The 25,472-nt window shown below is 36.7% G+C and carries 21 protein-coding genes; 20 read left to right on the top strand and 1 reads right to left on the bottom strand.

Annotated features, from left to right (window positions below; genetic code table 11):
• The first annotated feature begins 14 nt into the window (after nt 1–14).
• The 10 genes from mobB (at nt 15) to argF (ending at nt 11,544) form a co-directional block, all read left to right on the top strand.
• Complete coding sequence (mobB, locus tag BKP35_RS13765) at nt 15–542, top strand: molybdopterin-guanine dinucleotide biosynthesis protein B (RefSeq protein WP_071313940.1); 528 nt, start codon at nt 15–17, stop codon at nt 540–542.
• A complete protein-coding gene (locus BKP35_RS13760; protein WP_071313939.1) occupies nt 535–1,005 on the top strand; it encodes a molybdenum cofactor biosynthesis protein MoaE in 471 nt (156 codons plus the stop codon). The genes mobB and BKP35_RS13760 overlap by 8 nt, the downstream gene beginning before the upstream one ends.
• Nucleotides 1,002–1,235 (top strand): molybdopterin converting factor subunit 1, encoded by a 234-nt coding sequence (gene moaD, locus BKP35_RS13755; protein WP_071313938.1) that lies wholly within the window; start codon nt 1,002–1,004, stop codon nt 1,233–1,235. Before BKP35_RS13760 ends, moaD begins: the two co-directional genes overlap by 4 nt.
• Nucleotides 1,236–1,724: 489 nt before the next feature.
• Nucleotides 1,725–2,762: an N-acetyl-gamma-glutamyl-phosphate reductase gene (argC, locus tag BKP35_RS13750; protein WP_071313937.1), complete on the top strand. Its 1,038-nt coding sequence runs from the start codon at nt 1,725–1,727 to the stop codon at nt 2,760–2,762.
• 29 nt (nt 2,763–2,791) lie between these two features.
• Entirely contained in the window at nt 2,792–4,030 is a 1,239-nt protein-coding gene (gene argJ, locus BKP35_RS13745; protein WP_071313936.1) for a bifunctional ornithine acetyltransferase/N-acetylglutamate synthase, read from the top strand.
• Nucleotides 4,031–4,047: 17 nt separating this feature from the next.
• Nucleotides 4,048–4,836, top strand: coding sequence for an acetylglutamate kinase (argB, locus tag BKP35_RS13740; RefSeq protein ID WP_071313935.1), 789 nt, complete (start codon nt 4,048–4,050; stop codon nt 4,834–4,836).
• 84 nt (nt 4,837–4,920) lie between these two features.
• Entirely contained in the window at nt 4,921–6,060 is a 1,140-nt protein-coding gene (locus tag BKP35_RS13735) for an acetylornithine transaminase (protein WP_071313934.1), read from the top strand.
• A gap of 241 nt (nt 6,061–6,301) precedes the next feature.
• Complete coding sequence (locus BKP35_RS13730) at nt 6,302–7,381, top strand: carbamoyl phosphate synthase small subunit (RefSeq protein WP_071313933.1); 1,080 nt, start codon at nt 6,302–6,304, stop codon at nt 7,379–7,381.
• Nucleotides 7,374–10,547 carry a carbamoyl phosphate synthase large subunit gene (locus BKP35_RS13725; protein WP_071313932.1) on the top strand — a complete coding sequence of 1,058 codons (3,174 nt, stop codon included), beginning with the start codon at nt 7,374–7,376 and terminating at the stop codon, nt 10,545–10,547. The genes BKP35_RS13730 and BKP35_RS13725 overlap by 8 nt, the downstream gene beginning before the upstream one ends.
• Before the next feature lie 79 nt (nt 10,548–10,626).
• Nucleotides 10,627–11,544 (top strand): ornithine carbamoyltransferase, encoded by a 918-nt coding sequence (argF, locus tag BKP35_RS13720; RefSeq protein WP_071314111.1) that lies wholly within the window; start codon nt 10,627–10,629, stop codon nt 11,542–11,544.
• 653 nt (nt 11,545–12,197) lie between these two features.
• On the opposite strand, the gene BKP35_RS13715 is transcribed toward argF, so the two are convergent.
• A complete protein-coding gene (locus BKP35_RS13715) occupies nt 12,198–12,884 on the bottom strand; it encodes a Crp/Fnr family transcriptional regulator (RefSeq protein ID WP_071313931.1) in 687 nt (228 codons plus the stop codon).
• 254 nt (nt 12,885–13,138) lie between these two features.
• Between BKP35_RS13715 and lpdD the strand changes: the two genes are divergently transcribed.
• From lpdD to BKP35_RS13665, 10 genes are all read left to right on the top strand, one after another.
• Nucleotides 13,139–13,474 (top strand): prenylated flavin chaperone LpdD, encoded by a 336-nt coding sequence (gene lpdD, locus BKP35_RS13710; protein WP_071313930.1) that lies wholly within the window; start codon nt 13,139–13,141, stop codon nt 13,472–13,474.
• Nucleotides 13,475–13,702: 228 nt separating this feature from the next.
• Nucleotides 13,703–14,824: a TIGR04053 family radical SAM/SPASM domain-containing protein gene (locus tag BKP35_RS13705; RefSeq protein WP_071313929.1), complete on the top strand. Its 1,122-nt coding sequence runs from the start codon at nt 13,703–13,705 to the stop codon at nt 14,822–14,824.
• A gap of 1,534 nt (nt 14,825–16,358) precedes the next feature.
• Nucleotides 16,359–17,558 carry an MFS transporter gene (locus BKP35_RS13700; RefSeq protein WP_245741970.1) on the top strand — a complete coding sequence of 400 codons (1,200 nt, stop codon included), beginning with the start codon at nt 16,359–16,361 and terminating at the stop codon, nt 17,556–17,558.
• Nucleotides 17,559–17,646: 88 nt separating this feature from the next.
• The gene (gene fdhF, locus BKP35_RS13695; protein WP_071313928.1) at nt 17,647–19,770 is read left to right on the top strand and encodes a formate dehydrogenase subunit alpha; all 2,124 of its coding nucleotides are present in this window, start codon (nt 17,647–17,649) and stop codon (nt 19,768–19,770) included.
• Nucleotides 19,771–19,792: 22 nt separating this feature from the next.
• Nucleotides 19,793–20,335: a 4Fe-4S dicluster domain-containing protein gene (locus BKP35_RS13690; RefSeq protein ID WP_071313927.1), complete on the top strand. Its 543-nt coding sequence runs from the start codon at nt 19,793–19,795 to the stop codon at nt 20,333–20,335.
• 79 nt (nt 20,336–20,414) lie between these two features.
• Nucleotides 20,415–20,945, top strand: a complete 531-nt coding sequence (locus BKP35_RS13685) for a Rieske 2Fe-2S domain-containing protein (protein ID WP_071313926.1) — start codon at nt 20,415–20,417, stop codon at nt 20,943–20,945.
• Nucleotides 20,938–21,135, top strand: coding sequence for a hypothetical protein (locus BKP35_RS13680; RefSeq protein WP_071313925.1), 198 nt, complete (start codon nt 20,938–20,940; stop codon nt 21,133–21,135). The genes BKP35_RS13685 and BKP35_RS13680 overlap by 8 nt, the downstream gene beginning before the upstream one ends.
• A 355-nt stretch (nt 21,136–21,490) precedes the next feature.
• The gene (locus BKP35_RS13675; RefSeq protein ID WP_071313924.1) at nt 21,491–22,786 is read left to right on the top strand and encodes a NarK family nitrate/nitrite MFS transporter; all 1,296 of its coding nucleotides are present in this window, start codon (nt 21,491–21,493) and stop codon (nt 22,784–22,786) included.
• Nucleotides 22,787–22,892: 106 nt separating this feature from the next.
• A complete protein-coding gene (locus tag BKP35_RS13670; RefSeq protein ID WP_071313923.1) occupies nt 22,893–24,419 on the top strand; it encodes a NarK family nitrate/nitrite MFS transporter in 1,527 nt (508 codons plus the stop codon).
• A 337-nt stretch (nt 24,420–24,756) separates the two neighbouring features.
• A complete protein-coding gene (locus tag BKP35_RS13665; RefSeq protein WP_084031660.1) occupies nt 24,757–25,467 on the top strand; it encodes a Crp/Fnr family transcriptional regulator in 711 nt (236 codons plus the stop codon).
• Nucleotides 25,468–25,472 lie beyond the last annotated feature (5 nt).

The raw sequence follows: 25,472 nt of genomic DNA, 5'->3' as shown, positions 1-25,472 counted from the left end.
GGGGCGTTTATTTAATGACGCAACAAATGATTCAAGTTGCTGGCTTTAGTAACAGTGGTAAAACGACTCTAGTAGAAAAGCTAGTTATATGTTTTACTAAAGAGAACTTTAAGGTAGGAACATTGAAACACCACGGTCATGGTGGGGAACTTATTTCGCTAGATTATGGGAAAGATTCTTGGAAGCATCGAAAAGCAGGTGCTGTAGTTTCGGGTGCTGTAAGTAAAGGTGAATTGCAGCTTAACGTGTTAAACGAACAAAGTTGGGAGCCTACAGAACTTGTTGATCTGTATAAAAACTTTCCAATCGATGTTCTAGTCATAGAAGGGTTCAAGGCATCTCCTTTTCCAAAAATAGTACTAATAAAACAAGCAGATGATTTAATATTATTATCGAAGTTAGAAAATATTTTTTGTGTTATTAGCTGGATTACCCTACCGAAAGAAGTCCAAAGTGATTCGATACGTTATTATCGCATAGAGGAAGAGGAAAAATACTTACAATTTATATTACAAAAGCTGAAAGGACAGGACAATGAGTGAAAAATTATTTTTAATTACAGATGAAGTTATTTCTATTCAAGAAGTAGTTGATAAAGTCGTTCACCCAAATGCAGGGGCCATTAATACGTTCATCGGTACGGTTCGTGAAATGACGAAAGATAAGAAAACGATTTATTTAAAATACGATGCATACATTAGTATGGCTGAAAAGAAATTAGCTCAAATTGGTGATGAAATTCAGGAGCGTTGGCCAGATGCTCTTGTTGCAATTACTCATCGTATTGGTCGTCTAGACATCACTGATATAGCGGTTGTAATTGCTGTTTCCACACCACATAGAGCAGATTCCTATGACGCTAGTCGTTATGCCATTGAAAGAATAAAAGAAATCGTTCCTATTTGGAAAAAAGAGCATTGGGAAGATGGAGAAAAGTGGATGGGTGATCAATTAGAAAAAACTCCATACCCAACAGGGAAACCAGAGGGGGAGCATCTATCATGATTAAAGTATTATTTTTTGCAGAGTTAGAGGAAATCGTAGGCTCAAGAGAGCTTACGATTGAAAAAGCAGAATTAACAGTAAATGAAGTGAAGGAATACTTAAAAGATAAATTTCCGGCGCTACCTGTTGACCGTGCTATGATCGCTGTTAACGAAGAATATGTAGACGATACAGACGTCGTAAAAACTAATGACATAGTAGCCCTAGTCCCACCTGTAAGTGGAGGCTAATTAGAAAAGCGCAAAATAAAACATCCACATTTAAGAAGTTACCGTAATGGTAGCTTCTTTTTTTTGAGTTGGATAGTTGGTTTGTTGGTTAGTTGGAAAGTTGGAAAAATATCAAATTTACAACTTAATAGAACGAGTACATCATGATGTCGTTTTTTTATGAAAAAAGGCGGGTGCTTTTGCGAACGAACGTCTGAGATTCGTCAGAAGGTCAAGGTAAAGTGAGGGAAAGCACCCGCTTTTTCCATATTAGATAGTGGCATTTCCGTCATGAAGGTTTGACATGTATAAAGTTGTATAAAAATTTATAACTTGTATATTCATAAATTATCCAAAAAGAATGTAACCGTTTATTTGCAATGTGAATAAGATTTGAAGTGAAAATTAAGAAAAATATAAAAATACAGTTGATTTTATTTTTATTCAACATTATAATAAAAAACAACATTCAATTGTGCGATTTAAATCTTTAAAAAATGAGGGATCTAAATGAAAGCAGCGATTATTGGGGCAACTGGTTATAGTGGAGCAGAATTAATCCGTTTTCTGCATCAACATCCATATATTAAAGACTATACTGTTCATTCATCATCACAAGTAGGTGTGGAAATTAGTGAAAGTTATCCGCAGTTAAATCAAATCACTTCCTTACCTTTACAAGAGATTAATAGTTTAAAAATTTCAGAGGATGCAGATATTGTTTTTATGGCTACACCTTCAGGGATTTCTAAAGACCTTACGCCAGGCTTTGTTGAAAATGGGGTAAAAGTCATTGACTTATCTGGGGATTTCCGCTTTAAAAACCCTGAAGTTTATGAAACTTGGTATAAGCAAAAGGCTGCACCAAAAGAAGTTTTACAAAAAGCAGTTTATGGGTTAACTGAGCTTAATCGGGAACAAGTGAAGGAAGCTAAGCTCATCGCTAACCCAGGGTGTTATCCTACAGCAACTATATTAGGATTATCCCCTCTGTTAAAAAATATCAATATTGATTCTGGGTCAATCGTTATTGATGCTAAATCCGGTGCATCGGGAGCAGGAAGAAAAGCTAGTTTAGGAATTAATTTTTGTGAGGTAAATGAAAACTTTCGTATTTATAAAGTGAACGAACATCAACACATACCGGAAATTGAGCAAGGATTAAAAACTGTATGTCCACAATTGCAACCAATAAAATTTAATACACACTTAGTACCGATGACACGAGGAATTATGGCGACGATTTATTGTAAGCCGCTGGAAAAGACGTCACAGAAATTACTTGTAGAATTATATCAACAATTTTATGAAAAAGAGCCATTTGTTCGAATTCGTAAACAAGGTGAGTATCCGGCGACGAAGGAAGTTTACGGTTCTAACTTCTGTGATATTGGTGTTACGTATGATGAGCGAACAGGGTGGATTACAGTTGTAGCAGTCATAGACAATCTAGTAAAAGGGGCCGCAGGGCAAGCGATCCAAAATTTAAATGTGATGTTAGGAATTGATGAAGCGTCAGGACTCAATGGGCCACCGCTTTTTCCATAAACGTTAAAGAAAAACAAGAGGTGAATTTCATGGATACAGCAACAAAGCATTTATCTGTAACACCTGTGGAAGCAGGAAGTATTATTACACCGAAAGGTTTTTGTGCAGCGGGAATACACACCGGTGTGAAAAGATATAGGTTAGATTTAGGAGTTATTTATTGTGAGGTTCCTGCAAGTAGTGCAGCCGTTTATACGTTAAATAAAGTTCAAGCCGCTCCACTAAAAGTGACGAAAGAAAGTATTGCAAAAGAAGGAAAATTACAAGCAATTATCGTTAATAGTGGAAACGCCAATGCGTGTACTGGAATAAAGGGAATTGAAGATGCATATTCAATGCGTAGTTCAACAGCAGATGTATTTAAGATCCCAGAGCATTATGTAGCAGTTTCATCAACGGGGGTCATTGGTGAATTTTTACAAATAGATAAAATTATAAATGGAATAAAAAAAATAAAAGCACTCACACAAGTGAAGTTTGATTCAGCAGAACGGTTTAATGAAGCGATTTTAACGACAGACACAATTAACAAAAGAGCTTGTTTTCGAACAACAATTGATGGAAAAACGGTAACGTTTGGTGGAGCTGCCAAAGGTTCAGGAATGATCGATCCTAATATGGCAACGATGCTAGCGTACATTACGACAGATGCAAATATTGAACCGGATTGGCTGCAAGTAGCTTTAAGTGAAGTGGTTGATGAAACCTTTAATCGTATTACCGTTGATGGAGATACGTCAACAAATGATACGGTCGTAACAATGGCAAGTGGATTAGCAAACAATCAATCATTAACAAAAGATCATCCTGATTGGGAGCACTTTGTTCTTGGTTTAAAAATGACATGTGAGCATTTAGCTAAGAAAATAGCTCGAGATGGTGAAGGGGCGACAAAGCTCATTGAAGTTCAAGTGAGTGGTGCAAAAAATGACGAAGAGGCGGGCAAAGTAGCAAAGGCGATTGTCGGTTCAGATCTTGTCAAATCAGCGATTTACGGTACTGATGCAAATTGGGGGCGCATTATTTGTGCAATTGGTTACAGTGGGGCAGATATCAATCCGGAAACGATTGATATTTCTATTGGTGAAATTCAAACATTACAAGATAGTATGCCACTCCCATTTTCTGAAGAAGAAGCAACACAGTATTTAACAACTGAAAATATCGTCATTTCAGTCGACCTAAAAGTAGGAGAGGGTTTTGGTAAAGCATGGGGCTGTGATTTAACTTATGACTACGTAAGAATAAACGCTGGCTACAGAACTTAATTTTAGGGGGAGTATTAATGAATGATGTCATTGTTGTGAAATGTGGAGGGAGTACATTACAACAGCTCTCCGATCAATTTTTTTTAAGTATGAAACAATTAAAAGAACAAACCATGACACCGGTCATCGTACATGGTGGTGGGCCTGAAATAAATGCACTATTAGAAAAGTTAGAAGTTGAAAGTGAGTTTGTTAATGGATTACGGAAAACAACGTCGGAAGTTTTAGAAGTGGTTGAGATGGTGTTAACTGGTAAAGTGAACAAGTTTCTAGTTACAAAACTTCAGTTAGCAGGAGTGACAAGCTTAGGGTTAAGTGGCTGTGATGGAGCTTTATTGAAATCAGTAGCAATAAATCAAGAAGAACTAGGTTTTGTTGGAGAAGTGATTGGAGTTGACGATCATTTCTTGGAGAAACTTTTATCAATTAACGTCGTTCCTGTAATTGCTCCAGTAGGGTTAGGTGATGAAGGAACACATTTTAATATTAATGCTGATACAGCAGCGGCAGCCATTGCTGATAGCCTCTCTGCCCAAAAAATGGTTTTCGTTACCGATGTTGATGGGATTATGAAAGGTAATGAACTACAAAAAGTAGTTTCAGTTTCAGAAATTGAAGAAATGATTGATGACGGCACAATTTATGGAGGGATGATCCCTAAAGTAAAGGGTGCTATCAAATGCCTCCAAGGAAATATTGAAGAGGTTTTTATTATAAATGGTAAAGCTGATAACTTAATGTGCAATGGCGAACTTGTCGGAACGAAAATTGTAAAAACAAAAGAAGCAGTATTGAGTTATGAGTGATGAGTTTGCGATGTGTTTTGCTTCGTAGCAATACTAGAATCAATCAAAACTCAAAACTCAAAATAGAAAAAAGAAGGTGTTATCTTGAGTTGTTTATTCCCGACCTATAATAAATGGCCTGTGAAGGTGAAGGAAGCATACGGAACTACGATTGTTGATGACGATGGAAAAAAGTATTTAGATTTTGTCGCAGGAATTGCCGTTTGTAACTTAGGACATTGTCATCCTACTGTGAATGAAGCGATAATCAATCAATTAAATAAAGTGAGTCACGTTTCGAACCTTTTTCATATTGAAGGGCAAGAAGAAGTAGCGAATCTTTTAGTTTCCAACTCTAGTGGAGATGCTGTATTTTTCTGTAATAGTGGGGCTGAAGCAAACGAAGCAGCTATTAAACTAGTTAGAAAGGCGACAGGGAAAAAGAAGATTATTACTTTTTTGCAGTCGTTCCACGGTAGAACGATGGGAAGCCTTTCAGCAACAGGACAAGAGAAAATTCACAAAGGTTTTGAACCTTTACTACAAGGATTTACTTATCTTCCATATAATGATTCAGAAGCGTTAACAAGTACTATGGATGATGATGTAGCAGCGATCTTTCTTGAAGTAATTCAAGGAGAAGGTGGCGTTCATGAAGCGACTGAACAATTTATTGCAACTATTAATCAGTTAAAAGATAAGTATAACTGTCTAGTCGTAGTAGATGAAGTGCAGACTGGGATTGGTAGAACAGGGAAGGCATTTGGCTACCAGCATTATCATTTATCACCAGATATTATAACGGTTGCCAAAGGGTTAGGGAATGGCTTTCCTGTAGGTGGGCTCATCGGTAAAAAATCTCTTATTGATGCTTTTGGACCGGGAAGTCACGGTTCTACATTTGGAGGGAACCCTGTAGCAATGGCGGCTGCCTATTCAACCATTCAAACGGTTTTTCAAGAAAGTTTTTTAAAAGAAATAGAAGAAAAAAGTAATTATTTCTTTAATAGTATAAAGAACGTTTTAAGTGATTGTAAAGCTGTAAAACAAATTAGAGGTAAAGGTTTAATGGTTGGAATTGAGTGTCACCAAGATGTTAGTTTAGTCATATCCTCATTAAGGGATAAAGGTTTATTAGTTTTAAATGCGGGACCTAATGTTATAAGACTTTTACCACCGCTAACTGTGACATATGATGAGTTAGATCAGGCAATGACAATGATTACAGCAGAGTTAAGTGAGTGAAAATTCCATAATTACCAAAAATGAGCCCCATCATGCAATATATAGTTTGCGAATGGTTTTGACGCAACTATATATTGATCTTAGTGGCGAGAATCATGAATTATGAAATTCATTAAAGTAATTTAAATTTTTTTAGTGACTGTTGAATAAAAATTCAATATAAATAATTATTATTCAACTTGGAATTTTGGTAAAAACGGGTGATTACAGTACGTTACGCTTTTTATAAGGAGGAATATATGTGAAAGGTTATATAGTTTTATCGACGGGTGAGTTTTTTGAAGGGGAGTTATTAGGTAACGACAAGGAAGTTTACGGTGAAGTTGTCTTTTTCACAGGGATGACAGGTTATGAAGAGGTAATGACAGATCCTTCGTTTAAAGGGCAAATTGTCGTTTTCACATATCCGTTAATAGGTAATTACGGGATCAACGGTATTGATCAAGAGAGTATTGCTCCTCAAGCTTCAGCTTTAATTATGCAAGGTTGTAGAAACGAAGGTTACCATTATGAAGCGATAGAATCTTTAAAGGAATATGCAGAAAAAACTTCACTACCTATTCTTTTAGGCGTTGATACGAGAGCCGTTGTAAAACGAATTCGAGAGTTAGGTGATATGGGGGCTATTATCACTACCAACATTGATACCGTAGACTTTTCAAATAAACCTATGATAGGTACGAGAAATCTTGTTGAGGAAGTATCAACTACTAAAATTGAGACGTTTGGTGACGGCGATTATCACGTAGTAATGGTTGATTTTGGTTATAAAAAATCGATTTTATCGTCGCTTTTAACGCTAGGTTGTAAAGTAACAGTTGTTCCATTTAATACAGACGAAGGTACGATTGCAAACTTAAAACCAGATGGAGTATTTTTATCTAACGGCCCAGGTAATCCGAAAAAGCTAGTACATTTACTAGGCACGATTAAAAAGTTAGCGAGCACGTACCCGACGATGGGAATTTGTTTAGGTCATCAATTATTGGCACTTGCCTTCGGTGGCGACACTGAAAAGCTCCGCTTTGGACACCGAGGAGCTAATCAGCCAGTTCAAGATTTATTAACGAAAAAAGTGTATATGACATCGCAAAATCACAGTTATGTAGTAACGGAAGATAGCTTAGAGGAAACAGGGTTTTCACCACGCTATATTAATATAAATGATCGATCAGTTGAAGGAATATCACATCAGCAATATCCAATCACTTCTGTACAATTTCATCCAGAGGCCCATCCTGGTCCATCTGATTCAGAAGAGATATTTCACTGCTTTTTAACTGATATGAGTAGCAAGAGGAGCGAGAAAATTTATGCCTAAACGTGATGATATAAAAAAAATATTAGTAATTGGCTCAGGCCCAATCGTGATCGGGCAAGCTGCTGAGTTTGATTATGCAGGAACTCAAGCTTGTCTCGCTTTAAAGGAGGAAGGGTGTCAAGTAATCCTCATCAATAATAATCCTGCAACGGTGATGACTGACAAGGCATGTGCTGATGTCGTTTATTTTGAACCATTAACAGTAGAAAGTGTTGAAAAAATTATTCAAAAAGAGTCGCCTGATGGAATTTTAGCAACTTTAGGTGGGCAAACAGGCCTAAATTTAGCATTAGCACTTCACGAACAAGGGATTATTGAAAAGTATGGAGTCCCACTACTTGGAACTCCGATTGAATCGATTAAGAAAGGTGAAGATCGTGAGGAGTTTCGAACACTAATGCATGAATTAGGTGAGCCGGTTCCAGAAAGTGAAATTGTTGAAACGGTTGATGCCGCGCTAAATTTTGCAAAAAAGGTCGGGTTTCCTATTATTATTCGCCCTGCTTATACATTAGGAGGAGCAGGAGGAGGAATTGTTCATGATGAACAATCCCTTAAAAACATTGTTAAAGGTGGCTTAAATGCTAGTCCGATTAACCAGTGTTTAATCGAAAAAAGTATCGCTGGTTTTAAAGAAATTGAATATGAAGTAATGCGAGACGCAAACGATACGTGTATAACTGTTTGTAATATGGAAAACATTGATCCGGTTGGTATTCATACAGGTGATTCGATTGTCGTCGCACCTTCTCAAACGTTAACAGACGTAGAATATCAGATGTTACGCTCTGTTTCAGTGAAGATTATTAGAGCGTTAGGTATTGTAGGAGGATGTAATATACAGTTTGCTCTTGATCCGTATAGTAAAGATTATTATTTGATTGAAGTAAACCCTCGTGTAAGTAGATCAAGTGCACTAGCTTCGAAAGCTACAGGGTATCCGATTGCACGAATTGCGGCTAAATTGAGCCTTGGCTACCATTTACATGAGTTACAAAATCCAGTAACACAGCATACGTATGCCAGCTTTGAACCTTCTTTAGATTATTGTGTCGTGAAGTTTCCACGTTGGCCATTCGATAAATTTCCTCAAGCCAATCGAAAGCTTGGGACGCAGATGAAAGCAACTGGAGAAGTGATGGCGATCGAAAGAAATTTAGAATCGGCATTTCAAAAGGCGGTCCGTTCTTTAGATATTAAAGGTATTTTAGGGCTTGAGATGGAGAGAGTAAAAAAGTTTACGTTACAACAACTTTGGGAAAGTGTCACTGAAGCTGATGACCTCCGTTTTTTTGCTATTTTAGAATTGCTGCGTCGTAACGTAACAACCGAAGAAATACATGAAGCAACAAAAATTAACTATTTCTATTTAAAAAGTTGGAAGTCTTTAATTGAAATTGAAAATGAAGTGAAACAACTTTCACTGACCACTGTATCAAAGAAAAAACTTGAAAACCTGAAAGTTAACGGATTTTCTGATGAATGGTTAGCGAGTGTTTGGAAAGTAACATTAGATGATATCCGTAACAAACGTCATGAGTTTGATATTGTGCCGTCATTTAAGATGGTTGACACTTGTGCAGCTGAATTTGTAGCGAAAACTGCTTATTACTATTCTAGCTGGAGTGGCGAACAAGACGTTGATACAGAAAGTAATAAGAAAAAAGTGGTTATTATCGGTTCGGGGCCAATTCGAATCGGTCAAGGAATAGAATTTGATTATTGTTCAGTTCACGGCGTTCTAGCATTAAAAAATGAAAACTATGAAGCTATTTTAATTAATAATAACCCAGAGACTGTTAGTACAGATTATGAGATTGCTGATCGACTTTATTTCGAACCGATTACAACTGAAGATGTCTTAAACATTATTGAACTAGAAAAACCAGAAGGGGTCATCGTTCAACTTGGCGGTCAAACGGCGATTTCATTAGTGAAAAGCTTAGAAGAAGCAGGTGTCCCTTTACTAGGAACGAATCATCATACGATTGATAAGCTTGAAGACCGAGATCTTTTTTACCAGTTTATGAATCAAGTAAATGTCCCTCACATCCCAGGAGTTACTGCTTATGATGAGATTGGTTTACTGAATATGGCTGATGAAATTGGCTATCCGGTATTAATCAGACCTTCTTACGTCATCGGTGGTCAAGGAATGATGACTTTCTATAATCGTGAAGAAATGATTGAATATATGAATAATGGATTTAATCAAGTGAAGTTTCCGATTTTACTAGATGCCTACTACCCGGGTACAGAGTTAGAAGTGGATGCTTTAACAGATGGCGAAGACGTGGTTATTCCAGGAATGTTTGAACACATTGAGAAGGCGGGAGTTCATTCCGGAGATAGCCTTTCTGTTATACCACCAATCAATATTAAAAATTCTCATAAAGAAACAATTGTTGAATATACGAAACGAATAGCCAAAGGTATGGATTTTAAAGGCGTCTTTAATATTCAGTTTGTTTTATATAAAGAAGAAGTGTTTGTACTTGAGGTAAATCCACGTGCTTCTAGAACGGTCCCGATCCTTAGTAAAGTTACAGGAATGAATATGATTGCTTTAACAACGAAACTTCTTTTAGGGGAAAAACTGAAAGATATTGTTGAGACTGTTGGTTATCAAGTTGAGCCATCGTATTTCACAGTAAAAGCCCCTGTGTTTTCACATTCTAAATTGCCAGATCTCGACCCGAAGCTAGAGGCAGAAATGAAGTCAACAGGTGAGTTGATTTCAATTAGTGACAATATTGATGAAGCGTTTTATAAGGCTTTCGTTTGGGGAGAGCGTGATATTCCAGAGTTATTTAAGAAAAAAGGTAGTATTTATTGTGAAGTAGATGAAACGGAAATGGAATTATTTACTACGTTAAAAGAAAAATTAATCGATTTGCAGTATGAAGTAGTCGAGTCCGATACAGTTTCTTTTCAAGGTTGGTTAGAAGACGATAATGGGGTTTGTTACTTAAATATTTGTAACGATTCAGAGTCAAAGTGGAAAAGGAAAGAAGCATTAAAGAACCGTAAACCAGTCATTACGGAACTATCTACGTTCGCTCAGATCGTAAAAAGTTTAAATACAGTCGAAAGTAATCTTAGGTGTATCGATGATTGGCTCGATAACTATGAAAAATACAAAACTAGCTTGAAGCAAACGAATTAACTAAACGCAAAAGGAAGTGAGATTTTTGACGGTATCATCTGTATCACAATCAGGATTAAATGTACAAAAATATCAAGGAATGAATTTTCTTACTCTATTAGACTATTCACCTGAACAAATAAATGAGTTGTTAGATTTTTCTCTTGTTTTAAAGAAGTATCAAAAAGAAGGGGTTCCTCACCCCTTCTTAGCAGGAAAAACGTTAGCAATGATATTTGAAAAATCGTCAACAAGAACAAGAGTTTCTTTTGAAGTAGGAATGAGTCAATTAGGAGGTTCGGCTTTATTTTTAAGCTCTAAAGACTCTCAGCTAGGAAGAGGAGAGCCGATTTCAGATACTGCTCAAGTATTATCAAGATATGTTGATGGGATTATGATTCGAACGCACGGTCATGAAATTATCGAGGAGTTAGCTAAACATTCGACGGTTCCTGTAGTGAATGCACTAACAGATGATTTTCATCCATGTCAAGCGTTAGCGGATATTATGACGATTTATGAGGCGAAAGGAACCTTTAAAGGAATAAAGACGGTGTATGTTGGCGATGGCAATAATGTCGCTCATTCATTACTTATAGCTTGTGCGAAAGTTGGTATGGATGTTGCAATCGCTACACCAAAAGGCTATGAACCGAAACCGTGGATCATAAATGAGGTTGAATCAATATGTCAAGAAACGAAAGCGACATTCCAATTAACAAATGATCCTGTAGAAGCAATGAATGGGGCTGACGTTATTTACACAGACGTATGGACGAGTATGGGCTACGAAGAAGAAACAAACGATCGTTTAGAAATCTTTAAGCCTTTCCAAGTGAATAATCGTTTAGTTCAACATGCGAAAGACGATTATATATTTCTTCACTGTTTACCGGCTCACCGAGAGGAAGAAGTCACAGCGGATATCATCGATGGATCTCATTCATATATTTTCGATCAAGCTGAAAATCGTTTACACGTTCAAAAAGCAATTCTCGTAGCATTAATGAGTAATTGATATTGTAGTTTAATGAATTTATCATTCAGTATTATCGCCATTAAGAAACGATATGTAGTTGCATTAAATCGCTCGCAATTATATATCGTTTGATATGGCGATATTTTAGGTAATGATCAAATTGACTCAGTTCACAAAGTATTCATAAATTTAAAACGGGCATTTGTGATGTTAGTCACAGAAACACATTCAAACAATGGCTAAAATGAAATTAAGTTTAACAAAGGGTAATGCAAGCGTTAATATCTACTTTATGTTCGCCCAAAATATAAAATAGATATAGCCTTACATCTTTATTAAACCGACATAACAAAGAAAATAAGTAGATAGAAAAAGAATGGAAACAATCAAATATTGCCAAATAACAATGTTATTTAGTGCCCAAAACCAAATAACATGTAAATGCATGAAATCATTTCTTTTTTGTTCATTTGACCCCCAAAACTTATGGACATAAAGTATTAAAACTATCAAAAACTAATTTTTGATAGTTTTTTTTACTTTAATGAATTTCATCATTCAATATTATCGCCATAAGAAACGATATGTAGTTGCGTTAACCCGCTCGCAATTACATATCGTTTGATATTGCTCAATTAAGGTAATTATGAAATTCACTCACTTAACGATAAAATTTTGTAGAGAGAGTTGAATTAGTTTTTATACTCCTTAAGCAATTCCATGTCATGAATGATCAAATACCCTTGTTTTTTAGTTACAATTCTTTGTTGTTTCAATTGATTCATAAGTCTTGTTACACTTTCTCTCGTTGCCCCAAAAAAACTTCCTAAATCTTCGTGAGTAAGTTTTAATTTAATGGTAATTCCTTCATCAGTAGCAGTTCCGTATTCTTCAGCTAAACGGATTAAAGTTGCTGCCAAGGCTCCAAACTTCCCGTATAAAGCAACGTCTCTAAGTGTTGCTTGTGATATAATCAATCTTTCTGATAATGTTCTAAACATTGAAATTGATAATTGAGGGTGCTGTAATAAAAACGCTTCTAGATCTTCGTTTTTTATAAAGGAAACATTTCCACTTTCAATACAAGTCGCAGTAGCTGGATATGTACTTCCTTTTTTTCCGAAAAGAGCAACTTCGGCAAACATTTCTCCTTGTTTTCGAATGCTTAAAACAATTTCCTTTCCTTCTGGAGTGCTTTTACTAATTTTAACTTTTCCCTCATTAACAAAGTAAATAGCTTCACTTGGGTCGTATTCACGAAAGATTACTTCCCCTTTTGTCGTTTTAATCGTTTGAATGATGTCAGCCAATTGTTTTCTTAGTTCAGTTGGTAGTGCTGAAAAGATTGGTATATTATTAATAAAACTAGTGTTAGACATGTACACTCAGCTCCCTTAAAAGTGCAATAATATTGTATACGTCTTTAAAAGTATAATTATTATATAAAATAACATAAAAATGGTGTTATTTCATATGAAAAATTTCGCACAATGGTAATATTAAATTTTGTCTATATTTTGTCTTTTTTAAACTTTTAGTTCGTATATAAGTTCACTGTGATGTGCTTCACATTTTTTGTGATTTGTTTTTGTTAATATGAATTCAAATCCACTTGTTTAAAGGGGGGGGAACATTGATCACTTGTGAACTAAAACGAGTAGGTAGTGATAATTTAATTGTTGTGTCAGGTGGGACGAAGCCACATATTGGTGCTGTAGTTATAGCCACTTATGAAGAAAATGAAGTGAATGTTGTAAGTTACGGGTTTCCGCATCATAAAGAAGAAGGTTTATTTATAGATTTGGCAAAAGTTTGGTGTAATACATTTCAAAAAACAACAGTTATTACAGGTGGAATTCATATCGATAATGCAACAAAAGATCAAATCGAAGAACTTGTTAATGAAACATGGGATAAGTTTTTCCACTTGATGGCTGATCAAAAAGCTGTAAATGTACAAACGGTATAAAATCGAAGGTGAGTGAACTTTTAAGTGATTAATTTACTTAGAGGGTTACTCACCTTTTCTTAAAATATGAAAGTGTGAAAATTCGTAAAACTGTCTATATCTTGCGCCTGCACTCTTCTTATGACTTGTTACAAATTTATGTAGTTATATTGCGCTGTGATTTATCTCACTGTGGATGAAGGCGATGTAGCATATGATGAAGTCATATTATAGAACGGAGGAGATTTTATGAATCGCCCATTCTTATCAATGAAACCAAGAAATTATGATGAAAATCCGTTCATTGTAATTTGGGAAGTAACAAGAGCATGCGCCCTAAAGTGTTTGCACTGTCGAGCGGAAGCACAATATCAAGCTGATCCTAGACAGTTGTCTTTTGAGGAAGGAAAAAAATTAATAGATGAAATTGCAACAATGGACAACCCGTTATTTGTTTTTACTGGTGGAGATCCGTTAATGAGGCCGGATTTGTATGAATTGGCTAAATATGCGATAGAAGAAAAAAAATTGCCCGTTTCTATGACACCGAGTGCCACACCGAAAGTAACGAAAAAAGCAATCGACCAAGCAAAAGAAGTCGGCTTGTCACGTTGGGCATTTAGTTTAGATGGCTCTACAGCAGATATTCACGACCATTTTAGAGGTACTCGTGGCTCATTCGATTTAACGATGAAAGGTATTGACTATTTGAAGGAATTAGATATTCCTATACAAATTAATACAACCGTATCAAAATATAATATAGATGATTTACCAGCAATGGCAGAGAAAGTAAAAGAAATGAACGCTGTATTGTGGAGTGTCTTTTTCTTAATTCCAACAGGTAGAGGAATGGAAAAAGATATGATTACTGCTGAAGAACATGAAGATGTGATGAAGTGGTTATTTAAAATGCAGCAAGAGATGCCTTATGACGTAAAAGCAACTGAAGCACCCCATTATCGCCGAGTTGCTCTCCAAGAAAAGAAGAGGCTTAATTTAGGGAATGTAGAGGGAAATAAGCGTCTGGATACATTAGGAAGAGCTCCAAAAGGAGTAAACGACGGTGATGGCTTCATATTCATTAGTCATATTGGTGACGTTTATCCAAGTGGTTTTTTACCAGTTAAATGTGGCAATGTTCGTGAAACACCGCTTCCAGAAATATATCGTGAAAGTCCAGTATTAAAGGAATTGCGAAATAAAAGCCTATTAAAAGGAAAATGTGGTGAATGCGAATTTAAAGAACTTTGTGGAGGATCACGAGCTAGAGCGTTTGCTTTAACTGGGGATTATTTGGAGAGCGATCCATATTGTGCCTATATTCCTAAAAGTATAAAAGAGGCATGTGCAAAGGCAAATTTAGAATAGTTTTTTAGCATTTAAGTAGTCAACTTGAGAACATTTTAAAAAATATATTGAAAGGAGTGCGAATGGTTATTTCGTACTCTTTTTTGTTTACTAATGATTAATCACCGAGTAGTTAAAGGGGGAAAATTAAGAAGGTGCTAGAGAGGTTATGACATAGTATGGGGGGGGAGTGTGCAGTAGAGCGTGGGTTGATGCAACGGAATTACATCATCTGTAAAATACATATATATAAAACCACGTATGACGCGTTCGAATTCCAGTATTTGTAAATCACACCGACCAAAACCAGTGATAAGCGAGTGTGAATTCCAGTATATGTTAAACGCGCTGGTCAAAATCAGTGATAAGCGAGTGTGAATTCCAGTATCTGTTAAACTCGCGGTCAAAACCAGTGACAAGCGAGTGTGAATTCCAGTATCTGTTAAACGCGCTCGTCAATTCCATTGTATGGTCTAGGGTGACGCCAAATGATTACTCTCCTCGACTCAAAACCAGAGAAGAGTAATCCAAATGCTTGAATGATTACTCTTCTGAGTTCAAAACGTGAGAAGAGTAACCAAAACGCCAGAATGATTTCTCTTCTGAGTTCAGAACAAGAGAAGAGAAATCCAGTGTTAGAAAGGGCGCATTTCTACTGCATAGCCTCCCGTGCCCGAACAAGCGTCACTTCACCCAAAAGGGAACGCGAGACATTCTCCCGTGCCCGAACAAGCGTCACTTCACCCAAAAGGGAACGCGAGACCTTCTCGCGCGCCCGAACAAAGTGTCACTTCACCCAAAAGGGAACGCGAGACCTTCTCCCGTGCCCGAACGAAGCGTCACATCAACTAAAAGGGAACGCGAGACATTCTCCCGTGCCCGAACAAAGTGTCACATCACACAAAAGGTAACGCAAGACCTTCTCCCGTGCCCGAACGAAGCGCCACACTCACCAAAAGGGAACGCGAGACCTTCTCGCGCGCCCGACCCTATAAGGAACCTAACTACAGCACACTCTCCCCATAAATGCATACTACCGAGCGAGTGCGAATTACGGCGCACTCCCCTCATACTCCGCAGTTCCATGTCCTCTAAATTATCGTCATACTGTTGATCATCTACAAACTAAGTTTGAAATCGCCTCACTTAAGTCCCTGATAATAAATGCATTCTAATAATAAGTAAAATCACAGTGATTTTACCCCTCTCTTAAATATATAGTAGAGAAATAAAGATTAAAAGATTATTTGCTTCCAATAAAAATAATAAATGTCAAAGGGGTTTTTGTTCAAAAATGTGACTGTTTTGTGAACGCTCTTCTCTTTATTGTGATAAAGATGTGTTGATATAGCAATGCTTTGAACGTACTTTTATTATCTATGAACAATAAACAAGCTGTTGGTGTGAGAAAATGCACACTCCACGTGTGAGAATTTGCACAGTGGGGCAGAGGTAACTCTTCTACAATTAAGTTAACAAAACAGTGAAGCACTTCACGCAGCTAAAAGGCCTATAGTTGTTTAATGTGCATTACTTCTAAAGGAGTGATATACAGATGAATAATCTTGAAAGAGCGTATTCAACTAGCAATGTTGAAACAGTTGAAGATACGAAATTTAACATCAAAAGCTTTGAAAAATCCTTTTATTCTAAAACTAGTATGTATGCATTCTTTGCAACAATTTTCCTAGTATTCACGATGTGGATCGGAACAGGACAATTTGCAAAAATTGACTTAATGCTAGCAGGATATATGATTGCCTCTTTTGTTTTTGTTATCGGTTTAATTGTAAGGGTGGCTGCATGGTTAGTAAGGCCAGCAACGAAACAGTTAGTAAAAACGAGTATTCAAAACTTAAAATCAGGTAATCGTTCAAAAAGAAATGTGAAATCAATCGTTATAACATTAATAGAAAATATTTTTTTACAGAAGTTTATCTTTAAACGAGGAATTTATCGAGGTATACAGCACTGGTTAATTGCTTGGGGCTGTATCGGATCTTTTGCTTTTACTTTCGGTTTAGTATTTGGGTGGGTCCACTTTAGATTAATTGATGCAACAACGTATCAAATTATGGTATTTAACATACCGATGATTTCAATGCATGCCAATGGTTTCTTTGCTGCAATCATGTATAACATTTTAAATATTACAGCACTCATGGTTTTAGTTGGAGTGATCATGGCCCTAGTAAGAAGATTACACAATAACGATTTAAAAGTGACTGAAAGAGCAGAGTTTGATGTATTACCACTTTACATCCTATTAGCAGTAACGGTTACTGGATTATTTTTAACAGTTTCATATAAGTTTTTAGGTGGATTTATTCACCCTGAATTAGCATTAATTCATCAAATTACAGTCGTTTTATTTTTAATTTACTTCCCGTTTGGAAAGTTGTTCCATCTACCAATTCGACCACTTGCAATAGGGGTTCCAATGAATTATCAGGAGGAACATATGGTTGATACGCGGTCATGTAAAAAATGTGGAACGAAATATAGTAGTGATGACCAAATTTCAGATGTAAAAGCAATACTACATGAACAACAATTTGACTTACAACTAGAGGACGGCTCGTATTTAGCAGACTATTGTCCAAGCTGCCGCAGAAGAATTCGTGCAATGAGCCAACTAAACTTAGGATCAGTCAAAGGTAACCCATACGGACCTGTTCAAACAAATAATGGCATTCATATTCCTGGCTTCGGTAGAAAAAGGTCAGATGAGTTTTATAACAAAGAAGAGAAGTAAAAACAATGGAAACAAGAAAAGTGTAAAGATGATTGCAGTTACTTATTAGATTGGTATTTACGCTTTTCTAAGTAGAGGAGGATATATAATGACACAGTTTTTAGCTAAAGAAGGCGTTAAAAATCTTCATCGCGAAGGTGAAAAATTAATTACGACTCACTGCTGTTATTGTGGAATGCAGTGTGGAATGCATATAAGATTAAATGAAAAAACAGGGAAAGTTGTTGGGGTAGAACCTCGCTATGATTGGCCGGTTACGTTAGGGAAAATGTGTCCTAAAGGCGTTACCGCTTATCAAACAGTTGATCATGAAGAAAGAATTACAACACCTTTAATTAAGAAAAATGGTCAGTTTGTAAAAGCTTCTTGGGATGAAGCGCTTGATTTAATTGAAAAGAACTTTAAAGAATTACAATCAAAGCATGGTAAAGATGCACTATCGGTATACGGTGGCGTATCAATGACAAACGAAAAGTGTTATCTCGTAGGAAAGTATGCACGTGTTGGGTTAGGTACACGCTTTGTTGACTATAACGGTCGTTTTTGTATGAGTTCAGCAGCAGGTGGATTTATGAAGACCCTTGGAACTGACCGTGGATCAACATTACCTTGGACGGAGTTAGAACATACGGATTGCTTCTTTATCTCAGGATGGAATGCAGCAGAATGTCTTCCAACTTCTATTCAATGGTTATGGAAAGCTCGTGACAAAGGAGCGAAAATGATCGTTGCTGATCCTCGTGAAACTCAAATTGCACGTTTAGCTGATGTTCACTTAGATTTGAAATCTGGTACAGACTCTGCACTTGCAAACGGAATGTTACACATTATCATCCGTGATGGCTACGTTGATGAGGAATACGTAAATGAACGTTGTAACAATTATGATGAGTTAAAAGAATTAGTAAAAACTTTTACTCCTGAATATACGTCACAACTTACCGGTGTATCTGTAGAAAAAATTGAGAAGGCAGCTACTATTTACGGGAAATCACCACGTTCTGTCGTTATGTTCTGCCGTGGAATTGAGCAGCAAAGAAAAGGTGTAGATAACGTATGTACGTATACTTCAATGGCACTGCTTCGAGGTCAAATTGGTAAATTTGCATCAGGTGTTTCTACTGTAACAGGTCAAGGCAACGGCCAAGGTGGACGTGAGCACGGTCAAAAAGCAGATGCACTACCTGGTTACCGTAAAATTGCAGACCCAGAACATGTCAAATATGTAGCTGGTGTTTGGGGAATTCAACCAGAAGAAATGCCAAAAGCAGGAGTTTCTGCTTTCGAAATGTTTGATGAAATTCAAAACGGAAATATCCGTGCGATGCACGTTATGTGTAGTAACCCAGCAGTTTCTGCACCTAATACAGAATATGTTTGGGATAGCTTTAGAAAATTAGATTTTATGGTTGTTAGTGATTTCTTCATGTCAGAAACAGCAGAATTTGCAGATGTTATTTTACCAGCAACGACTTGGGCTGAAGATGAAGGAACAACAACAAACCTAGAGGGGCGCGTCATTCGCATCCGTAAAGTAAAGGATCCAATCGGTGAGTCTAAAACAGATTGGGAAATTATGAAAGCTATTGCGGAGCGTATGGGTAAAGGAAGCTTTTTCCCATATGAGAATGTACCGCAAATTTGGGAGGAATTCCGTTTAGCATCTAAAGGCGGAAAAGCAGACTACTACGGTATTACGTACGACCGTATTGATAAAGAAGACGGTGTTTTCTGGCCTTGTCCATCTGAAGATCACCCTGGAACACCAACAATGTTTAAAGAAAAGTTTGACACACCAAACGGAAAAGCAAATTTAGCAACAGTTGCTTGGCAAGAGCCAGCGGAAGTTCCAAGCGCTAATTATCCACATACGTTAACGACGGGGCGAGTTGTTTTCCATTACCTTTCAGGAACACAAACGAGAAGAGTGAAATTCTTGATGGAGCAATGCCCATTACCATATGCGGAACTTCACCCAGAGTTAGCGAGTCAGTACAATTTAGTTAATGGAGATAAGATTAAGTTAACAACTCCTCGTTCTTCGATGGTGTTAGATGTTCGCTTAACAAAGGCTATTCGAAACGATCACGTATTCGTTCCTTATCATTGGGGGAAAGAGCTATCTGTTAACCAATTAACAAATCCAGCTCTTGATCCAACGTCAAGAATGCCAGAAATTAAAGTTTGTGCAGTGAAAATAGAGAAAGCGTAAACGACAGGAGGAGAAATCGACAATGAATAAAATAATGTATCTTGAATTTGAACGTTGTATCGGATGCCGCTCATGTCAAGCCGCTTGTCGTGAGTGCGGTGGGCATGATGCAAAAGAACGGAACTATGTAGAGTATGTTGACTTTTTTGAAAGTCGTCAAACATACCCAATGCTCTGTATGCAATGTAAAGATCCAGCTTGTGCTCGAGTTTGTCCAGCAAACGCGATTCAAATTACCGAAGACGGAGTAGTTCTTTCAGCGATGGAAGAAAAATGTATTGGCTGTAGAAACTGTACATTCGGTTGTCCGTTTGGTATTCCGAAGTTCGATTTTGAAGAAAACAAAATGTACAAATGTGACATGTGTTATGACAGAACACAACATGATATTGCACCAATGTGTGCGTCTGTATGTCCGAGTGATGCTATTCGTTTCATTGACTTTGATGAAATGCAAGCATTACGTCGTCGTAGAACACAAATGAATTTAATTGAAGGTAAAAAACCGACAGAGCAAGATAAGTGGCAATATGTCCCTGAGTTTTTCGGAGTTTATAGTGACTAATTACTGAGGAAAACCCTTCCTCACTTAAAGCGAGGTGCATACCTCGCTTTAAGAAAAATCAATGAATGGAGGGTAAATCATGACTTGTAAAAAGAAATTAGGTCGTAATCAAAAAGATACGAATGCTGACATGATTAATTTAGTAGATAACGTAAATCGTGATGACGATTTGAAATATAACCGTAGAGCGTTTTTAAAAACAGCAGTTGGAACATCTGTAGCACTAGGGGTAGCAACGATTCCTTTCTCTGTAAAAGCGATGCTTGGTGTGGAGAAAGATTATGAAAGAGTTGAAATTGCGAAACTTACCGATCTCCCTGAAGGAGATTCTGTAGTTTTTAATTATCCAACAGAGAAAGATCCAGCGATTTTAGTTCATACAGTTAATGGTGATTTAAAAGCATACAATAGTGCCTGCACTCACCTTATGTGCCCAGTTTTCTATGAAAAAGAACAAGATGTTCTACTTTGTCCATGTCACGCTGGTTACTTTGATGTTAATAGTGGTCACCCAACAGCTGGACCGCCACAACGTGAGTTACCATTAATTGAAATTGAAGTAGACAACGGTATTGTGTATGCAGTAGGGAGGCAGTATCGTCATGGGTAAAAAAACGTGTTGGGCAATTATTATTGCGACGATTGTCATTAATGTCGTTATGTTGCAGTGGACGGTTGAGGCGTTCCTTGGACGTGATTATGAAATTCTCTTAACTTATAATGTAATAAGCCTAGTATCTGCTGGAATCGCATTATTTGCATATTTACAATGGCGTAAAGTTGAATATAAAAAACAGTAATATATAAAGAGGGTGGGACAAAAGTGTCTGACACCACGCGGATCCTACTAAATATAGACGTAAAGATTTATCATATGTCTATATTCGGTGTCTAGCGGTGTCTGACACTTTGTTTTGTCCCACCCTCTTTATTTGCAAAAGAAATAGAAAAGTAATATAACGGTTTGGTTTTGATACATTTTTATTTTAAAACTATTTGTATACATTTTAAGTCTAAAATTTGAACAATTAATGAACATCATCTCTCGTGTGACTTTATTCACATCGATCATGGTAGCCCATCAACTATCATGAAAGTAGCTTCTTATGAACGTAATTTAAATATGAAGGAACTAGACATTTAGGAGGAATAAACATGGCAAGAATTACTAGATGGGAGCCCGAAAACGAACAGTTTTGGGAGTCCGAAGGAAAAAGGCATGCGAATAGAAACTTATGGATCTCGATTCCAGCTCTTTTATTAGCTTTTGCAGTATGGCAAATTTGGTCGGTGACTGCAGCAAGCTTAAATGATATCGGTTTCAACTTTACAAATTCGCAATTATTTACATTAGCTGCACTCCCAGGTTTAACAGGGGCAACATTCCGCATTTTCTATACATTTGTTGTACCAATCTTCGGGGGAAAGAACTGGACAATCATTAGTACTGCATCGTTACTAATTCCTTCGATCGGGATTGGTATCGCTGTTCAAAACCCTGAAACATCATTTATGACAATGGCAATATTAGCAGCGCTTTGTGGTCTCGGTGGTGGTAACTTTGCTTCATCGATGTCAAACATCTCTTTCTTCTATCCAAAGAAAGCAAAAGGAACAGCTTTAGGGCTAAATGCTGGTATTGGAAACTTAGGGGTAAGTGCTGTTCAATTTTTAGCACCTCTAGTAGTCACAGCAGGTATTTTTGGAGCTGTAGCTGGAAACCCGCAAGTTTTACCGGATGGATCTCACATTTGGGTTCAAAATGCAGCGTTCGTTTGGGTAATCCCGATTATATTGACAGTGATTGCTGCTATTTTTGGAATGGATAACTTACCGGGAACGAAAGCTTCTGTAAAAGAGCAAGCAGTTATTTTGAAAAAGAAGCATACGTGGATCATGACTTGGCTTTACGTGATGTGTTTCGGTTCATTTATCGGATACTCTGCCGCATTCCCACTATTAATTAGAACGGAATTTCCAGAAGTAAATGCACTACAGTTCGCTTTCTTAGGACCATTAGTTGGTGCGTTAATCCGACCATTAGGAGGTTGGATTTCAGATAAGTTTGGTGGAGCGATCGTAACATTTTGGGATATTATCGCAATGATCGCTGCAACATTTGGAGTTATATACTTCTATAACGCAGGAAACTTTACAGGATTTTTAATTATGTTCATGATTTTGTTTGTAACAACAGGTATTGCTAATGGATCAACATTTAGAATGATTCCTTTTATTTTCGACAACCAAAAAGAAGCTGCGGCTGTATTAGGTTGGACTTCAGCAATAGGAGCGTACGGTGCGTTCTTAATTCCACAAATTTTCGGTTGGTCGATTGATACAACGGGAACTGCTAATTTAGCACTTTACATCTTTATTGCTTACTATGTTGTAAGTTTAGTGGTTAACTGGTATTACTACTCTCGTAGTGGTGCAGAAGTAAAATGTTAATTTAATTTAGCTTTAGATTTTAAGTGAAATCTGACTCATAAGTGAAAAACTAGCATTTATGAGTCAGTGTTTTCAAAAATATCCTTTTGATGGGGGATGGATGTTCATGACAAGTAAAGATTTATTTAAATTTAAAAATCCACAAACACGGACGTTACACTTAACGTGGATTGCGTTTTTCGTTTCATTTTTTGCATGGTTTAATATGGCACCACTCGCTGGAACGATGGTTGAATCCGTTGGTTGGTTAACGATGGATCACATCGCAGCATTAGGGATTTTAAACGTAGCATTAACGATTCCTGCTAGAATAGTTATCGGAATGTTACTTGATAAATATGGACCTAGAAGAGTTTTCTCGATTTTACTTATCGTAATGGCTATACCGACATTTATGTTTGCTTTTGGTAATACTTGGATGCAATTATTTGTTTCTCGTTTATTATTAAGTTCAATCGGAGCAAGTTTTGTTGTAGGTATTCGAATGGTTTCAGAATGGTTTCCTCCGAAAAGTGTTGGGTTTGCAGAAGGTTTTTATGCTGGTTGGGGTAACTTCGGGTCTGCCGCAGCTGCAATTGTTCTTCCATGGGTTGCAATCACAATGTTTGGTGGAGATGAAGGTTGGCGTTATGCAATTGCCTTTAGTGGGATCGCATGTTTAATTTATGGAGTTATTTACTGGTTTGTCGTAAGTGATACTCCTGAAGGAAAAGTTTATACAAAACCACGAAAAACAGCAGCAATGGAAGTAAGTACTTACGGTGACATGATCCAATTAATACTTTGGACAGTGCCATTAGTGGGAGCATTAGGGTTACTTTCATGGCGTTTAAATAATTTAGAATTTCTATCTGATCAAGCATTATATATTATATATGTAGTACTAGTAGTTGTTTTAATTTATCAAATTGTGCAAATTTTAAGAGTGAATTTACCGATCTTAAGGGAAGGTGTCCCTGAAGATGATAAATATAAATTTAAAAATGTTGCAGCACTAAATACAACGTATTTTGCTAACTTCGGAGCTGAGCTTGCGATCGTATCGATGTTACCGTTATTCTTTTTAACAACGTTCGGGTTAACGGCAACAGCTGCAGGATTAATTGCTTCTTCATTTGCTTTTGTGAATTTATTTGCAAGACCTTTCGGTGGTTGGCTTTCTGATAAGATGAGTAGTCGAAAAACCGTTATGTTGATCTATATGTTCGGTATTGGACTAGGCCTAGCAGGAATGGGACTCATTAACTCCGAGTGGCCGTTAATTTTAGCAGTTGCAGTAACTGTGTTAACCTCAATGTTTATACAAGGAGCAGAGGGAGCGACATTTGCTGTTATTCCACTTATTAAAAAACGAATAACTGGTCAAATCTCTGGTATGGCTGGAGCGTACGGTAACGTTGGAGCTGTAGTATATTTAACAATTTTCACATTAGTATCACCACAAACATTTTTCTTTATTTTAGCTGGTGGCGCGTTCTTTAGTTTTCTTTTCTGCCTTCTATTTTTAGATGAGCCTAAAGGGTCACACGGTGAAGAATATGAATTATCAAGCGTTGATTTAGCGCAACAGGAAAAAGAGTTACAAGCTCAAGGGGCAACAAATATAAATAAGCAACAAATAAAAGGGGCCTAATTGGGTTCCTTTTTCTTTTACGAAAAGAGCCTTTCATTAATACGTTTTTACTATTTGCCTTTTGAGTCAAAAGTAAAGTTACTTGAGAAGTCAATTGATGAGTTCTTCTATCCATTGTTAATTCAATTTACTTATAGTTAACTTCATGGTACAATTTATTAATGTGTTATGTACACAAAATAGACATAAATTAAGTTTAATAATTTTTTATAGTGGACACTTTTCCTTTTAATAACATAAGGATAGTGTTAATATAATAAGTGAATAATTAATTATTAATTATACTGACAATATTTAATAATGTAATATTAATCTAAAATGAAATGAGGTTTTCTTAATGGAAAAGAAAGAGCTGCAAATGAAGCGTTTCTTTAATGAACTGTCAAAAGAAAACCAAGAATTGTTATTATCAATTGGCTTGGAAATTAACGTACCTAGTGGAACTTTTTTATTTTATGAAGGTGACTTTCCTGAAAGTGTTTATTTAATCAGGTCCGGGAAAGTTCGTCTTAGTAAAATGACCGCTGATGGAAAAGAGTTTAGTGTTCATTTGAAGCAAACGGATGAGCTCGTAGGTGAAGTTGGCTTATTTAATGATATGTCGATTAGTGTTACTGCCGAAGTAATCGAGGATGCTGTTCTTGTTAAATTTGAACGAGTGGCGTTAGAGGAAATATTTAGACGAAATGGTGAAATTGCTGTTGCCTTTATGAAATGGTTTGCTAGGCATACGCAATCAACACAAGCTAAATTTCGTGATTTAATCCTTTGTGGTAAAACGGGTGCTTTTTATTCGACACTGATTCGTTTTAGCAATTCCTATGGTGTAAAATCAGATGACGGTATTTTAATTAATGTTCAATTAACAAATCAAGATATTGCTAACTATATCGGAACGACACGTGAGAGTGTTAATCGAATGTTAAATGACTTGAAAAAAGATAAGATAATAAGTGTTGATAAAGGCTTTATTACTGTCAGAGATATTCAATTTTTAAAGGATTATTTACATTGCGGTGATTGCCCAGTAGAGATTTGTACGATTTAAAAAAG

The sequence above is a fragment of the Anaerobacillus arseniciselenatis genome (assembly GCF_001865995.1).
Classification (GTDB): Bacteria; Bacillota; Bacilli; order Bacillales; family Anaerobacillaceae; genus Anaerobacillus; species Anaerobacillus arseniciselenatis.
This window is presented reverse-complemented; position numbering and strand designations above follow the sequence as displayed.

Excerpts from the sequence above, each read along its gene's own strand:
- mobB (WP_071313940.1), top strand. The coding sequence starts at position 15 with ATGACGCAACAAATGATTCAAGTTGCTGGCTTTAGTAACAGTGGTAAA.
- BKP35_RS13760 (WP_071313939.1), top strand. The coding sequence starts at position 535 with ATGAGTGAAAAATTATTTTTAATTACAGATGAAGTTATTTCTATTCAA.
- moaD (WP_071313938.1), top strand. The coding sequence starts at position 1,002 with ATGATTAAAGTATTATTTTTTGCAGAGTTAGAGGAAATCGTAGGCTCA.
- argC (WP_071313937.1), top strand. The coding sequence starts at position 1,725 with ATGAAAGCAGCGATTATTGGGGCAACTGGTTATAGTGGAGCAGAATTA.
- argJ (WP_071313936.1), top strand. The coding sequence starts at position 2,792 with ATGGATACAGCAACAAAGCATTTATCTGTAACACCTGTGGAAGCAGGA.
- argB (WP_071313935.1), top strand. The coding sequence starts at position 4,048 with ATGAATGATGTCATTGTTGTGAAATGTGGAGGGAGTACATTACAACAG.
- BKP35_RS13725 (WP_071313932.1), top strand. The coding sequence starts at position 7,374 with ATGCCTAAACGTGATGATATAAAAAAAATATTAGTAATTGGCTCAGGC.
- argF (WP_071314111.1), top strand. The coding sequence starts at position 10,627 with ATGAATTTTCTTACTCTATTAGACTATTCACCTGAACAAATAAATGAG.
- BKP35_RS13715 (WP_071313931.1), bottom strand. The coding sequence starts at position 12,884 with ATGTCTAACACTAGTTTTATTAATAATATACCAATCTTTTCAGCACTA.
- BKP35_RS13705 (WP_071313929.1), top strand. The coding sequence starts at position 13,703 with ATGAATCGCCCATTCTTATCAATGAAACCAAGAAATTATGATGAAAAT.
- BKP35_RS13700 (WP_245741970.1), top strand. The coding sequence starts at position 16,359 with ATGAATAATCTTGAAAGAGCGTATTCAACTAGCAATGTTGAAACAGTT.
- fdhF (WP_071313928.1), top strand. The coding sequence starts at position 17,647 with ATGACACAGTTTTTAGCTAAAGAAGGCGTTAAAAATCTTCATCGCGAA.
- BKP35_RS13690 (WP_071313927.1), top strand. The coding sequence starts at position 19,793 with ATGAATAAAATAATGTATCTTGAATTTGAACGTTGTATCGGATGCCGC.
- BKP35_RS13685 (WP_071313926.1), top strand. The coding sequence starts at position 20,415 with ATGACTTGTAAAAAGAAATTAGGTCGTAATCAAAAAGATACGAATGCT.
- BKP35_RS13680 (WP_071313925.1), top strand. The coding sequence starts at position 20,938 with ATGGGTAAAAAAACGTGTTGGGCAATTATTATTGCGACGATTGTCATT.
- BKP35_RS13675 (WP_071313924.1), top strand. The coding sequence starts at position 21,491 with ATGGCAAGAATTACTAGATGGGAGCCCGAAAACGAACAGTTTTGGGAG.
- BKP35_RS13670 (WP_071313923.1), top strand. The coding sequence starts at position 22,893 with ATGACAAGTAAAGATTTATTTAAATTTAAAAATCCACAAACACGGACG.
- BKP35_RS13665 (WP_084031660.1), top strand. The coding sequence starts at position 24,757 with ATGGAAAAGAAAGAGCTGCAAATGAAGCGTTTCTTTAATGAACTGTCA.